The sequence below is a fragment of the Starkeya nomas genome, assembly GCF_902703545.1.
GTDB lineage: Bacteria > Pseudomonadota > Alphaproteobacteria > Rhizobiales > Xanthobacteraceae > Ancylobacter > Ancylobacter moscoviensis.
Window position 1 is genome coordinate 3206251 of the sequence record NZ_CACSAS010000001.1, and the last position, 14264, is coordinate 3220514.

Consider the following 14264-nt stretch of genomic DNA (forward strand, 5'->3'; position numbering starts at 1 on the left):
CGCCAGCCCATCTGTCGCGTCGTCGGTGACGCACATATGAACCTGACCCGGCATAGAATCCCATGCCTGACAGTTGCCTTGCATCGCCGGCGATTTGGCGGTGCCCGGCGCTCCTAACGCTGCGCCACCTGCCAGTTCGGCGCGACGTAGTAGGGCGCGTTGGACGGGGCGAGCAGCGGCTTGCCGAGGATATGGTCCGCCGCCTTCTCCGCCATCATGATGGTCGGCGCGTTGAGATTGGCGTTGGTGATCGACGGCATGGCGGAGGAATCCACCACGCGCAGCCCCTCCACCCCGATCACCCGCATCTGCGGATCGAGCACCGCCATCGGGTCGGAAGCCGCGCCCATCCTGCAGGTGCAGGAGGGATGATAGGCGCTCTCGACCTTGGCGCGCACGAAGGCGTCGATCGCCGCGTCGTCGGTCACCTCCGCGCCCGGCTGGATCTCCCGCCCGCGATAGGGGTCGAAGGCCTTCTGCGCGAAGATCTCGCGGGTGAGCCGCACGCAGGCACGGAACTCCACCATGTCGTCGGGATGGGTGAGATAGTTGAACTGGATGCGCGGGGGCGCGGCCGGATCGGGCGAGTTGAGCCTCACCCAGCCCCGGCTCTTCGAACGCATCGGCCCGACGTGGGCCTGGAAGCCGTGCTCGCTCGCCAGCCCCTGCCCGTCATAGGTCACGGCCAGCGGCAGAAAATGGTACTGGATGTCCGGCGAGGCGATGCCGGCGCGCGAGCGGATGAAGCCGCAGGCCTCGAAATGGTTGGTCGCCCCGAGCCCCTCGCCGGTGAGCAGCCAGCGGGCGCCGATGAGCCCGCGCGCGAACAGTCCCATCTGCGAATAGAGCGTGATCGGCTGCGTGCAGGCGACCTGGAAGTAGAATTCGAGGTGGTCCTGCAGGTTCTCGCCCACCCCCGGCCGATGGGCGACCACATCGATGCCGAGCGCCTGCAATTCGTCGGCATTGCCGATGCCGGAAAGCTTGAGCAGCTGGGGCGAGTTGATCGGTCCGCCGGAAAGGATGACCTCGCGCGCCGCCCGCACCTCGTGCCTCTCGCTGCCCCGCGACCAGACGACGCCGACGGCGCGGCGCCCCTCGAACAGCACGCGCTCGACCCGCGCATGGGTCTCGACCTTCAGGTTCGCCCGCTTCATCGCCGGCTTGAGATAGGCATTGGCCGCCGACCAGCGCACGCCGTCCCTGACGGTCATGTCCATGCGGCCGAAGCCTTCCTGCTGGTAGCCGTTGACGTCCTCGCTCGCGGGATAGCCGGCCTGGCGCGCCGCCTCGATGAAGGCCTTGTAGAGCGGATTGGCCAGCGTGCCGTAGCGGGTGGCGAGCGGCCCGTCGGCGCCCCGATAGGCGTCTCCCCCGTCGCGGCGCGTCTCCGCCCGGCGGAAATAGGGCAGCACGTCCGCATAGGACCAGCCCTGCGCGCCCTCCTCCTGCCAGCGGTCGAAATCGGCCGGCGCGCCGCGCATATAGACGAGCCCGTTGATGGAGGAGGAGCCGCCGAGCACCTTGCCGCGCGGGCAGTGCATGCGCCGGCCGTCGAGCCCCGGCTCGGGCTCGCTCTCATACATCCAGTTGTATTTCTTCATGTTCATCGGGATGGAGAGCGCGCTCGGCATCTGGATAAACACGGAGCGGTCGGAGCCGCCGAATTCCAGCACCAGGACACGGTTCTTCCCGTCCGCGCTCAGGCGGTCGGCCAGCACGCAGCCGGCGGAACCCGCCCCGACGATCACATAGTCGAAGGCCTCCCCCGCGCCGTTCAGCATCAGTAGGGCGCCTCGACGCGGCCGAGATTGACGTAGACGCTCTTAAGCTGGGTGTAGTGCTCGATCGCCGCCTTGCCGTTCTCACGGCCGAGGCCGGACTGCTTCACCCCGCCGAAGGGCAGTTCGATCGGCGTGATGTTGTAGTGGTTGATCCAGCAGGTGCCGGCTTCGAGCTGTCCAATCACCCGATGGCCGCGCGCCAGATCGCGCGTGAAGACGCCCGCGGCGAGGCCGAACTCGGTGTCGTTGGCGCGGGCGATCACCTCGTCCTCGTCGGTGAAGGACAGCACCGCCATCACCGGGCCGAAGATCTCCTCGCGCACGATGCTCATGCCGTCCACGCAGCCGTCGAACACGGTCGGCGCGACGAAGGTGCCCTTCCCAAGCCCGTTCGCCACCACGCGCTCGCCGCCGACCAGCACCTTGGCGCCCTCGGCCTTGCCCTTGGCGATGTAGGAGAGAACCTTCTCCATGTGGTCGGGCGAAATCAGCGCGCCGACCTGCGTCGCCGGGTCGAGCGGATCGCCCACCACCATCTTCGCCACGCGGGCGACCAACCTGTCGAGGAAGGCCGCGCGCACCTTCTCATGCACGAAGACGCGCGTGCCGTTCGAGCAGACCTCGCCGGCCGAATAGAAATTGCCCAGCATCGCGCCCGAGACGGCGTCGTCGAGGTCGGCGTCGTCGAAGACGATGAGCGGCGACTTACCCCCCAGCTCCAGCGTGACGTATTTCAGCGTTCCCGCCGCATCCGCCATCACTCGTCTGCCGGTGCCGACCTCGCCGGTAAGCGAGACCTTGGCGATGGCGGGATGCCGGGTGAGCAGGCGCCCCGTATCGGCGAAGCCCTGCATCACGCTGAACACGCCCTCCGGCACGCCGGCCTCGACGTAGATTTCCGCCAGCTTGAGCGCGGTGAGCGGGGTCAATTCCGCCGGCTTGAAGATCATGGCGTTGCCGCAGGCAAGCGCCGGGGCCGACTTCCAGCAGGCGATCTGCAGCGGATAGTTCCACGCGCCGATGCCGGCGACGATGCCGAGCGGCTCGCGCCGCGTATAGCCGAAGGCGCTCGGGCCGAGATCGACATGCTCGCCCGACAGCGAGGCGGCAAGGCCGGCATAGTATTCAAGGCAGTCGGCCCCGGAGAGCACGTCGACGACGCTGGTCTCCTGGATCGGCTTGCCAGTGTCGAGCGTCTCCAGCCGCGCCAGCTCATCGTTGCGCGCGCGCAGCAGTTCCGCCGCGCGCTTGAGGATTCGCCCGCGCTCGGCGCCGGTCATCGCGGCCCAGCGCTTCTGCCCCTGCCGCGCCGCCGCGACCGCCGCCTCGACCTCCGGCTCCCCGGCGATCTCGATCTCGGCGAGCACCTCGCCGGTGGCCGGATTGCGGGTCTCGAAAGTCGCGCCGCCGGTCGGGCGGTAGTGTCCGCCGATATGGTTGGCATGGAGCGGGGGACGGCTGGTCATGAAAGGCGATCCATCAGTGGCGGGAGCCGGAGCGGAAAGGGAATCCCGGGCGGCGGTGATCTGGGCGTCGACGAAGAGCGAAGCGACCTGGCGGGCGCTCACGGAATCGGTCTCGCCGGCGGCGGAAAGGCTCGAGCGCAGCCACAGCCCGTCGATGACGGCGGCGATGGTGATGGCGACCCGGTGCACATCGCCGGGCGCGACGAGGCTGCGCAGGTCGTGGCGCAGATTGGCGAGCATGCGCGCCTGATAGATGCGCTGCACCCGCCGCAGCCGCTCGGAATGCAGGACCTGCCCCCAGAAGGCGAGCCAGACGCTGGAGGTGCGCTGGTCGAACTCCTCCGGCGCCAGATTGGCGTCGATCAGCGCCTGCACGCGCCCGCGCGCGTCCCCCGCCATCGCCAGCCGGGCCGCCGTGGCGCGGTAGAGCCGCAGCGAGAGCGAGCGCAGCGTCGCCTCCAGCAGCCCGTCCTTGTCACCGAAATAATGCGCCACGAGGCCGGGAGAGACGCCGGCGCGGCGGGCGATCTGCGCCAGCGTCGAGGCGTTGAAGCCGATCTCGGCGAGGGATTCGATGGTGGCGTCGATCAGCTGCCGCCGCCGGACGTCCTCCGGCTCGCGCCGGCGCGTCTCCTCCTCGTGCAGGGAATCGTCGCCCCGGTCGGAATGGACTTGCGCGTGCGCATTCGCCCTGGCCACCGGCCCCTCCTGATCGACTTATTGAATGAACATACAATACATCGATCCAATCGGGCCGCAAAGAGCCTCCCGCATCCCAACCTCTGACGTCGCAATGCTTCTGGCGCGATGGCGGATTCGGTCAAACTGCACCAAAACGGGACGAGAATTCGCAAATCTGGGCAAAAATTGCGCGTGACAAAATGCCCGATCATGTTTTGAATGACCATTCAAAAGAGCCTTCCAGAGGCCGCATCCGGTATCGGGTGCCATAGCGCGCCGCAGGTGCCGACAGGGTTGAGTACGTCCATCTCCGTCCGGCCCCGCACAGGGTTCCGGGCAGCATCGCTCTCTTTCGGGCGGCGGGCGGGACGTATCCGACTCCGACTTGTCGATTGAGGTCGTGCCGGACTTGGCGTCAGGCCATGCCGGTTCCATGATCCTGCCAGGATGCCAACCGGGAACAGAAACGATGCGCACCTTCAAACTCGCGGCCGCGGCCGCTCTCGGGCTGGCGCTGGCCGCCGCCCCGACGCTCCGCGACACCGCCCGCGCCGCCGAGCCTGCCGCCTGCAAGACGGTGCGGTTCGCCGATGTCGGCTGGACCGACATCACCGCCACCACCGCCATCGCCTCCTCGATCCTCGAAGCCCTCGGCTACACGCCGAAGACACAGGTGCTGTCGGTGCCCGTGACCTACAAGTCGATGCAGACCAAGGACATCGACGTCTTCCTCGGCAACTGGATGCCGACCATGGAAGCCGACCTCAAGCCCTATCGCGAGGACAAGTCGGTCGAGGTCATCGGGGTGAACCTCGAAGGCGCCAAGTACACGCTTGCCGTGCCGACCTATCTCTACGAGGAAGGCCTGAAGTCCTTCGCCGACATCGCCAAGTTCAAGGACAAGCTCGGCGGCAAGATCTACGGCATCGAGCCGGGCAATGACGGCAACCGTCTGATCCTCGACATGATCAAGGACGACAAGTTCGGGCTGAAGGGCTTCGATCTCGTCGAATCCAGCGAACAGGGCATGCTGGCCCAGGTCGAGCGCGCCTCCAAGCGCAAGGAAGCCATCGTCTTCCTCGGCTGGGAGCCGCACCCGATGAACGCCAAGTTCAAGATGAGCTACCTCTCGGGCGGCGACGACGTGTTCGGCCCGAACTACGGCGGCGCGACCATCTACACCAACACCCGCGCCGGCTACGCCACCGACTGCCCGAATGTCGGCACCCTCATCAAGAACCTGAAGTTCTCGCTCGACACCGAGAACGTCGTGATGGGCTACATCCTGCTCGACGGCATGGAGCCGTCCAAGGCGGCCGAGAAGTGGCTCAAGGCCAATCCCACCGTCTGGGAGCCCTGGCTCGCCGGCGTGACCACCATCGACGGCCAGCCGGCGGTGCCGGCGGTCAAGAAGGCCCTCAAGATCTGATGACCGCGCCGGCCTTCCGCCGCATCGGCGGCGGGAGGTCCGGCCGGCAACTTCGCGGCGAGAACCGGCTTTGACCCCGCCACCGCATGGGCGGGGGCCCCACCCGCACATCATCACACATCCACCTGCGCCGTCGGGAGTGCGCCATGTATGACTGGCTGACCGAGCACAAGATCCCGCTGGGGATCTGGCTGCGGGACTTCGTCGACCTGCTCACCACGCACGGTCAGGGGTTCTTCGATTTCGTCTCGCTCGTCCTCGGCGCGCTGATCGGGGGCTTCACCGCCGCCCTCCTCTGGGTGCCCCCGCTCCTGCTCATCGCGCTGTTCGGGCTCGGCGCCTGGCTGATGCACCGCTCGATCGGGCTGGTGGTCTTCATCGTCGGCGCGCTGCTGCTGGTCACCAATCTCGGCTACTGGCAGGCGACGATGGAGACGCTCTCTCTCGTCATCTGCGCCACGCTGGTCTGCGTCATCGTCGGCGTGCCCATCGGTATCGCCGCCGCGCACCGCCCCTGGCTCTACACCGCCATCCGGCCGATCCTCGACCTGATGCAGACCATCCCGACCTTCGTGTACCTGATCCCGACGCTGGTGCTGTTCGGGCTCGGCGCAGTGCCGGGGCTGATCTCAACCGTGATCTTCTCACTCCCCGCCCCGATCCGCCTCACCCATCTCGGCATCTCGTCGGTGCCGCCGGCGCTCTACGAGGCCGGAAAGGCCTTCGGCGCGACCAAGACCCAGCTGCTGTTCAAGGTGGAGCTGCCCTACGCGCTGCCCACCATCATGGCCGGCATCACCCAGTGCATCATGCTCAGCCTGTCCATGGTCGTCATCGCCGCCCTCGTCGGCGCCGACGGGCTCGGCAAGCCGGTGGTGCGCGCGCTGAACTCGGTGAACATCGCCATGGGCTTCGAGGCGGGCCTCGCCATCGTCGTGCTGGCCATCGTCCTCGACCGCGTCTGCAAGCGGCCCGAGCGGCGCTCGCGAAAGGGATAAGCCATGCCCGCCGTTGAATTCCGCAACATCGACATCGTGTTCGGCGCCGACCAGAAGGGCGCGCTGAAGCTGATCGACGAAGGCCGCTCGCGCGAGGAGATCCTCACCGCCACTGGCGCCGTGCTGGGCGCGGCAGGCGTCAGCCTCGCGATCGAGCGCGGCGAGATCTGCGTGCTCATGGGCCTGTCCGGCTCCGGCAAGTCCACCATCCTGCGCGCCATCAACCGGCTCAACGAGGTGGCGCGCGGCGAGGTGCTGGTCGAGCACAAGGGCAGCGCCGTGGACGTCGCCCGCTGCGACGAGGACACGCTGCGCGACATCCGCATGCACACCGTGTCCATGGTGTTCCAGCAGTTCGGCCTGCTGCCCTGGCGCACGGTACGCGACAATGTCGGCTTCGGCCTCGAACTGCGCGGCATGGGAGCCGCCGAGCGCCGGCGCATCGTCGACGAGAAGCTCGCCATGGTCGGCCTCACCAACTGGGCCGAGAAATACACCAACGAGCTTTCCGGCGGCATGCAGCAGCGCGTCGGCCTCGCCCGCGCCTTCGCCACCGATGCCGACATCCTGCTGATGGACGAGCCGTTCTCGGCGCTGGATCCGCTGATCCGCGACAAGCTGCAGGACGAACTGCTCGACCTGCAGCGGCGCATCCACAAGACCATCGTCTTCGTCAGCCACGATCTCGACGAGGCGCTCAAACTCGGCAACAAGATCGCCATCATGGAAGGTGGACGGATCGTGCAGGCCGGAACGGCAGAGGACATCCTGCTGCGCCCCGCCAACGCCTATGTCGCCGAATTCGTGAAGCACATGAACCCGCTCAACGTGCTGCGCGGCACGGCGGTGATGCGCCCGGCCGCGAGTCTGCGGCGCGAGGGCGACGCCGTGGTGCTCGACAAGGGCGGCCGGGTGAAGGTGAAGGTCGATGCCGACGGGCGGCCGGTCAGCCTCGATCTCAACGGCCGCGCCGGGCTGCTGGCGGTCGCCGACGGCGAGGCGGGCAAGATCGACGACAAGCTCGCCAGCGACAGCGACTGCATCGTCGCGCCGGTCGATCTCAAGCTGAAGGCGGCGATCGAGCTCAAGCGGCACACCGATCTGCCGATCCTGCTGGTCGACAATCTCGGCCGCCTCGCCGGCCTGTGCGACGACGACGAAATCTACCGTGGCCTGCTGCGGCGGCTGGACGGCTAGGGCCGCCCACCGACGCACGCGCCACGCACGCCGGATGTGAGCATTTCCCTTGGGATCGGACCTCAACAGTCGATTCGGGAAGTGCTTTCGGGCGCGGAGGGGGTCGCCCGGACCGGTCTCTCCTCACAAAGGAGAGGCCGGCACCCTCCTCGAGGAGAGCGCACGCGCCCGATCAGGCGGCGGCCTGCCCCACCGCCTCGACCACGTCGTTGACCACCGCCTCCACGAGATCGCGGTCATCGCCCTCGCCCATGACCCGGATCACCGGCTCGGTGCCGGAGGGGCGGATCAGCAGGCGCCCGTGGCTGTTGAGCTTCAGCTCCGCCGCGGCGATGGCCTTGAGAACCGCGTCGTTCTCCAGCGGCCGGCCATTCTTGTAGCGCACGTTCTTCAGCACCTGCGGCAGCGCGTCGAAGCGGTGGCAGACCTCAGACACCGGGCGCTGGCGCCGCTGCACCACGGCGAGCAGCTGCAGCGCCGCGACGAGGCCGTCGCCGGTCGTCGAATAGTCGGACAGGATGATATGGCCGGACTGCTCGCCGCCGACATTGAAGCCGTTGGCCCGCATATGCTCCAGCACGTAGCGGTCGCCGACCGGGGTGCGGTCGAGCGTCAGGCCGATCGAGCCGAGATAGCGCTCCAGGCCCAGATTGGACATGACGGTGGCGACGATGCCGCCGCGCGACAGCCGCCCGTCTTCCTTGAAGCTCTCGGCGACCACCGCCATCAGCTGGTCTCCGTCGACCAGATGGCCCTTTTCGTCCACGATCAGCACGCGGTCGGCGTCTCCATCGAGCGCGATGCCGATGTCGGCGCGCACTTCGCGCACCTTGGCCATCAGTGCTTCCGGCGCGGTCGAGCCGACCTCGCGGTTGATGTTGAAGCCGTCCGGCTTGTCGCCGATGGTGATGACCTCGCAGCCCAGCTCCCACAACGCTTCCGGCGCGACGCGATAGGCCGCGCCGTTGGCGCAGTCGACGACGACGCGCAGGCCGTCGAAGGACTGGTTGCGCGGCAGCGTGCCCTTGGCGAACTCGATATAGCGGGCGTGCACGCTCTCGATGCGCTTGGCACGGCCCATCTGGGAGGGGTCGGCCAGCTTGCCGGCCACGTCGCCGACGATCAGCGCCTCGATCCGGCTCTCCAGCTCGTCCGAGAGCTTGTAGCCATCCGGGCCGAACAGCTTGATGCCGTTGTCGTCGTAAGGGTTGTGCGAAGCGGAGATCATGACGCCGAGATCGGCGCGCATGGAATGCGCCAGCATGGCGACGGCCGGCGTCGGCATCGGGCCGAGCAGCAGCACGTCCATGCCCACCGAGGTGAAACCGGCGACCAGCGCGTTCTCGATCATGTAGCCGGACAGCCGCGTGTCCTTGCCGATCACCACGCGGTGGCGATGGTCGCCGCGCTGGAAGACCAATCCCGCCGCCATGCCGACGCGCAGCGCCAGCTCGGGGGTGATCGTGCCGTTGGCACGGCCGCGAATGCCGTCCGTACCGAAGAATTTACGTGCCATGACCTGCCTCATGCAGATGCCGCCGGACGCCCGTGGCGAATCCGGCGGCATGGATATCCCGCTCGCGTTGCGATCTCTCTACCATTCAGCATGCACGCGAGGGTTTCACAAAGTGTAAGCGTTCCTTTCGTCCGCATCCGGACGGGCGGTCAACCTACCGCCCCTCCCAGACGCGCGAAATGCGCGCGAATACGACGCTCGCGGCGAAGACGGAATCCGTTGAACGGGCCCTTCTTCCAGCCGGCCGGCCGCAACAGCCCGCCGAGCGGCCCCGGCACCCGGTCCGACATGCCGATCACCCCGAGGCCATGCCCGTGGTGGAACTCGAAATGCGGATACCGTTCGGAAAGCTCGGCGAAGAGCTGGTAGACGCCGAAGCCGGGGTGGAACTCGTAGCTGTCGTGGAACAGAACGACGGCATTCGGGCCAAGCTTGGGCCGCCAGCTCTCGAAATCGTGCCGTACGGCCTCATAGCTGTGGAAACCGTCGATGTGCAGGAGATCGATCGAGCCATCGGCGAAGGTCGGCAGCGCCTCGTCGAAGGTCATGCGCAACAGCGTCGAGAAACCATCGAACTCGGCCGTGTTGAAGGCCAGCAGATCGGCGTGGATGTCCTCGCCGTAGAAGCCGGCCTGCTCGTCCCCCTGCCACGTGTCGATGGCAAAGGCCCGGCTGTCGAGCCCCAGCTCCCGGATCGCCTGGCAGAATGCCGCGTAGGAAGCGCCACTATGGGCGCCGAGCTCCACGAAGAGCCTGGGCCTCAGCGCGCCGACGAGCCAGAAGGCGAAGGGAATGTGGCCGATCCATTCGGACCCCCTGGGGCGCCGCAAAGGCACCGTGCGCACCAGAGGTGCGTTCATGCCGAGCTGGCCGACAACAGCGCCCGGATCGATGGACCAGACGAAGGAGCGGGCGGCGGATGGGGGCATTGGCGGTCCTCGACCGTCATCTGACTACCGGAACGCCCAGCTAACACGAAGAACGTTACCTTGCGGAAATAAAAAGGGAGACCCGTGTGGGTCTCCCTTTCGTAAGAGCTGGTTCGCCCGGCTTACGCCTGCGGCTGCGGCTCCATGCCGGCGTCGGGACGCGGCGGACGGTTCTTGCCGGCGCTCGGCACCACCGAACCGCGCGTGTTGGCAGGCTCGATGGTGGTGTCGCGGACCGGCGGCTGGCCGTCGAGCAGGTTGACGATCTCGTCGCCCGACAGGGTCTCGTATTCCAGCAGGCCGCGGGCCAGCGTCTCGAGCTGATCCTTGTTCTCGGTCAGGATGCGTGTCGCCTCGGCATAGCCTTCGTCGACCAGCCGGCGCACCTCGCTGTCGATGGTCTGCGCCGTCGCCTCGGAGACGTTCTGCTGGCGCTGCATCGACATGCCGAGGAACACCTCGTCATTGTTCTCGCCATAGGCGACCTGGCCGAGCTTGTCCGAGAAGCCCCAGCGCGTGACCATCATGCGGGCGAGGCGGGTGGCCTGCTCGATGTCGGAAGCGGCGCCGGAGGTGACCTTGTCGTGGCCGAAGATCAGCTCCTCGGCGACGCGGCCGCCCATCATGATGGCGAGGCGCGAGGTCATCTGCTCGTAGCTCATCGAGAGCTTATCGCGCTCGGGGAGCTGCATGACCATGCCGAGCGCGCGGCCGCGCGGAATGATGGTGGCCTTGTGCACCGGGTCGGTCGCCGGAACCTTGAGCGCGACGATGGCATGGCCGCCTTCATGGTAGGCGGTCAGCATCTTCTCGTCCTCGGTCATGACGAGCGAGCGGCGTTCCGCGCCCATCATCACCTTGTCCTTGGCGTCCTCGAAGTCGCTCATCGTGACCATGCGCTTGTTGCGGCGCGCAGCCATGAGGGCAGCTTCGTTGCACAGGTTTGCGAGGTCCGCACCGGAGAAGCCAGGGGTGCCGCGGGCGATGACCTTCAGGTTCACATCGGGTGCCACCGGCACCTTGCGGGCGTGGACCTTCAGGATCTGCTCGCGGCCCACCACGTCCGGGTTCGGCACGATTACCTGACGGTCGAAGCGGCCGGGACGCAGCAGCGCCGGATCGAGCACATCCGGGCGGTTGGTCGCGGCGATGAGGATGATGCCCTCATTCGCCTCGAAGCCGTCCATCTCGACGAGGAGCTGGTTCAGCGTCTGCTCGCGCTCGTCATTGCCGCCGCCGAGACCGGCGCCGCGGTGGCGGCCCACCGCGTCGATCTCGTCGATGAAGATGATGCACGGCGCGTTCTTCTTCGCCTGCTCGAACATGTCGCGCACGCGGCTCGCGCCGACGCCGACGAACATCTCGACGAAGTCGGAGCCCGAGATGGTGAAGAACGGCACGTTCGCCTCGCCGGCGATGGCGCGGGCGAGCAGCGTCTTGCCGGTACCGGGCGGGCCGACGAGCAGCACGCCGCGCGGGATGCGGCCGCCGAGGCGCTGGAACTTCTGCGGGTCGCGCAGGAACTCCACGATCTCGGTGAGGTCGCTCTTGGCCTCGTCGATGCCGGCCACGTCCTCAAAGGTGACGCGCCCGTGCGCCTCCGTCAGCAGCTTGGCGCGGCTCTTGCCGAAGCCCATCGCCTTGCCTGCGCCCCCCTGCATCTGGCGCGACAGGAAAATCCACACGCCGATCAGCGCGATGAAGGGCAGCCAGGAAATCAGCAGGCTGATGAACCACGGTACGTTGTCGGTCAGCGGCTTGGCGGTGATCGACACGCCCTTGCCGTAGAGGCGCTGCACCAGCGAGGGATCGTTGGGCGAATAGGTCTGGAAGGCGCGCCCGTCGGTGAAGGTGCCGGTGATCTCCGGCCCCTGGATCACCACGTCGCGCACGCGGCCCTGATCGACCTCGCTGAGCAGCTGCGAGAAGCTGATGTCGTTCGTCGCCTGACGCTGCGCCGGATTCTGGAACAGCGAGAAAAGCGCCAGAAGCAGAAGAACGATGATCACCCAGAGGGCGAAATTCCGAATATTGGCGTTCATCACGTTCCTTTCGGCGTCGGGCTCGACCGACGCGCGGGTACCGCCGGCGCTGGCGGGCCCTCCCTTATCGCACCGTAATTTAGGTCCGGCATTGATCCTTGCCAAGATGGCGGGGCCAAGGCGTGCGGTCCGGAAGGTGCAAATTGACGTCAGCGTGAACGCTGCGGCAACCGCCGCGCCGGGGCCGGCCCGACGAGAAGGGCCCGCCGGTTCACCCGCACCACCGCCCCGGCGAGCGTGCGCGCGCCATGGCCTTCCGCCCCGAGCGCGGCGATCCAGCCGTACAGCGCCTCCAGCTTGCCGAGCTCGACGACGCCCTCCCCGGCGGCTGAAACCGCGCGGCCCAGCAGGCGCAGCCCGATCTCGTCGGGCAGTTCGGCGAAGGCGTCGCGGCGGATGTGGAAGGGTTCGCCCGCCGGCCAGAGCCGCGCCTGCGCGCCGTCCGTCGCCGCCTCCAGCGCCGCCTCGGCGCGCGCCATGCGCTGCGCCAGCCGGGCGAGCGACGGCGCGTCGAGGCCCTCGGCGGCAAGCTCCGGCAGCAGCGCGCGCAGGCGCACCCGGGCGAAGCGCGGATTCCGGTTCGACGGGTCCTCCACGAAGGCGACGCCCGCCTGCCGGCACACACCGACGAGCATCGCCTTCGGCAGGCCGAGGAGCGGACGCAGCAGCCGGATGTCCGCCAGCTCCCGCTCCGCCGCCATGCCCGCCAGCCCGGCGATGCCCGAGCCGCGGATCAGCCGGAACAGCACGGTCTCGGCCTGGTCGTCGAGGGTATGAGCGGTCGCCACCGCGCCGGCTCCGAGCGCGCGGGCATGGGAGACGAGCGCCTCGTAGCGTGCGTCGCGGGCGGCTTCCTGCAGCCGCGCCTTCGGCAAGGGAGCGGGCAGGGTCAGGACGGCGTGGGGCAAGCCCAGCCGGGCCGCCAGCGCGCCCACCGCCTCGGCTTCCGCGCGCGATTCGGCGCGCAGCCCATGATCGACGGTGGCGACATGGAGCTCCGTCGCGGCGCCGGCGGCAAGGCCCCAGCGCCGGGCCAGCAGCAGCAGCGCCGTCGAGTCGGGGCCGCCGGAGACGGCAAGAAGCACCCGCGCATGGCGGGCGAAGGGCGCGAAGAAGGTGGCGAGGTCGGCCTCGCTCAGGCGATGGAGATCCGGTGCGGGCTCAGCACCCGGCACGCTTCTGCTCCTGCACCACCCCCTGCTTGATGGTGGCGGAGGCGCGCGGGTACTTGTTGTTCACCGCGTTCAGCGTCGCGCAAGCGGCATCCTTCTCGCCGATGGCGGCGAGCGACTGGCCGAGCCGCAGCAGCGCATCCGGCGCCTTCACCGCGTTCGGATAGTCCGTCGAGACCTTGAGGAAGTTCTGCGCCGCCTCCTTGTAGGTCTTGCGCTGGAACTGCGTCTCGCCGAGCCAATAATAGGCATCGGGCGCCGCGCGATCGTTCGGATAGAGCTTGAGGAAACGCTCGAAGCTCTGGGCGGACTGCGCGTAGTCCTGCCGCAGCATGTAGCCATAGGCGAGGTCGTAGAGGTCCTTGGGGCTGTTGGTCGGCGGCTGGGTGGACGCGCCCTCCCCCGCCACCGCCCCGGACAGGGCGCCGAGGTCCATCGGCGCGCCGGCCGCGCCGCCGGAAGGCGCGGTGGTGCCGAGCGGGCGCGGCGCGCCCGGCGCCGCCGCCTGCGACGACGGATCGAAGGCGTCCGAACGCCGTCCGGTCGCGGGATCGGCGGCCGGCGCCGGCGTAGCGGGCGCGGTCGTCGCGGGGCCCGGGCGCGGCGGCGTTCCCGCGCTCCCGCCGGCACCGCCGCCAACGCGGAAGTCGATCTCGCCCTGCAGCTGGCGCAGTTGCTGCTCCAGCTGCTGGTTGCGGTACTGCAGCTGTTCGATCTGGCCGGTCATCTGCCGGAGCTGGTTCTCCAGCCGGTCGATGCGGGTGGTGACGCTGCCGGCATCGTCGGTCTCGACCGGCTGCCCGCCCCCCGCCTGTCCGCCGGAGCGCACCTGCCCGGGTGGCTTGAACAGATTGCCGAAGAAGTTGTTGTCGGCCTGGGCCCGCGCCGGCTCGACGGGCAGCAGCGGCGCCACGAGGGCAGCGGACAGGACGAGGACGGCAAGGCGGGGCAGGCAGGCGGTCAAGCGAACGGTCATGATGACGATGAACTGGTGGGGGCTGTGCGACGCACCGGTCAGGCCGGCGGATATCATTTGAACATACGAAGCCG

The 14264-nt window shown here is 68.2% G+C and carries 10 protein-coding genes; 3 read left to right on the plus strand and 7 right to left on the minus strand.

What is annotated here, in order from left to right:
* Positions 1-113: 113 nt before the first annotated feature.
* Both betA and betB read right to left on the minus strand, forming a co-directional pair.
* Entirely contained in the window at positions 114-1784 is a 1671-nt protein-coding gene (gene betA / locus STARVERO_RS15290) for a choline dehydrogenase (protein ID WP_159599807.1), read from the minus strand.
* The gene (gene betB, locus STARVERO_RS15295) at positions 1784-3949 is read right to left on the minus strand and encodes a betaine-aldehyde dehydrogenase (RefSeq protein WP_200837826.1); all 2166 of its coding nucleotides are present in this window, start codon (positions 3947-3949) and stop codon (positions 1784-1786) included. The genes betA and betB overlap by 1 nt, the downstream gene beginning before the upstream one ends.
* A gap of 451 nt (positions 3950-4400) precedes the next feature.
* Here betB and STARVERO_RS15300 point away from each other — a divergent pair, with 451 nt between their 5' ends.
* From STARVERO_RS15300 to choV, 3 genes are all read left to right on the plus strand, one after another.
* The gene (locus tag STARVERO_RS15300; protein ID WP_159599809.1) at positions 4401-5360 is read left to right on the plus strand and encodes a choline ABC transporter substrate-binding protein; all 960 of its coding nucleotides are present in this window, start codon (positions 4401-4403) and stop codon (positions 5358-5360) included.
* Positions 5361-5506: 146 nt separating this feature from the next.
* On the plus strand, positions 5507-6358 hold the full coding sequence (gene choW, locus STARVERO_RS15305; RefSeq protein WP_144344200.1) for a choline ABC transporter permease subunit: 852 nt from the start codon (positions 5507-5509) through the stop codon (positions 6356-6358).
* Between the two features lie 3 nt (positions 6359-6361).
* Entirely contained in the window at positions 6362-7555 is a 1194-nt protein-coding gene (gene choV, locus STARVERO_RS15310; protein WP_159599811.1) for a choline ABC transporter ATP-binding protein, read from the plus strand.
* 172 nt (positions 7556-7727) lie between these two features.
* Here the strand turns inward: choV and glmM are convergent, their stop codons facing one another.
* From glmM to ybgF, 5 genes are all read right to left on the minus strand, one after another.
* Positions 7728-9071, minus strand: coding sequence for a phosphoglucosamine mutase (gene glmM, locus STARVERO_RS15315; protein WP_144344198.1), 1344 nt, complete (start codon positions 9069-9071; stop codon positions 7728-7730).
* 149 nt (positions 9072-9220) lie between these two features.
* Positions 9221-10000 carry a class I SAM-dependent methyltransferase gene (locus tag STARVERO_RS15320; protein WP_159599813.1) on the minus strand — a complete coding sequence of 260 codons (780 nt, stop codon included), beginning with the start codon at positions 9998-10000 and terminating at the stop codon, positions 9221-9223.
* A 122-nt stretch (positions 10001-10122) separates the two neighbouring features.
* Complete coding sequence (ftsH, locus tag STARVERO_RS15325) at positions 10123-12042, minus strand: ATP-dependent zinc metalloprotease FtsH (protein ID WP_144344196.1); 1920 nt, start codon at positions 12040-12042, stop codon at positions 10123-10125.
* A gap of 149 nt (positions 12043-12191) precedes the next feature.
* Positions 12192-13217: a tRNA lysidine(34) synthetase TilS gene (gene tilS / locus STARVERO_RS15330; protein WP_159599815.1), complete on the minus strand. Its 1026-nt coding sequence runs from the start codon at positions 13215-13217 to the stop codon at positions 12192-12194.
* The gene (gene ybgF, locus STARVERO_RS15335) at positions 13204-14247 is read right to left on the minus strand and encodes a tol-pal system protein YbgF (protein WP_244616781.1); all 1044 of its coding nucleotides are present in this window, start codon (positions 14245-14247) and stop codon (positions 13204-13206) included. Before ybgF ends, tilS begins: the two co-directional genes overlap by 14 nt.
* Positions 14248-14264 lie beyond the last annotated feature (17 nt).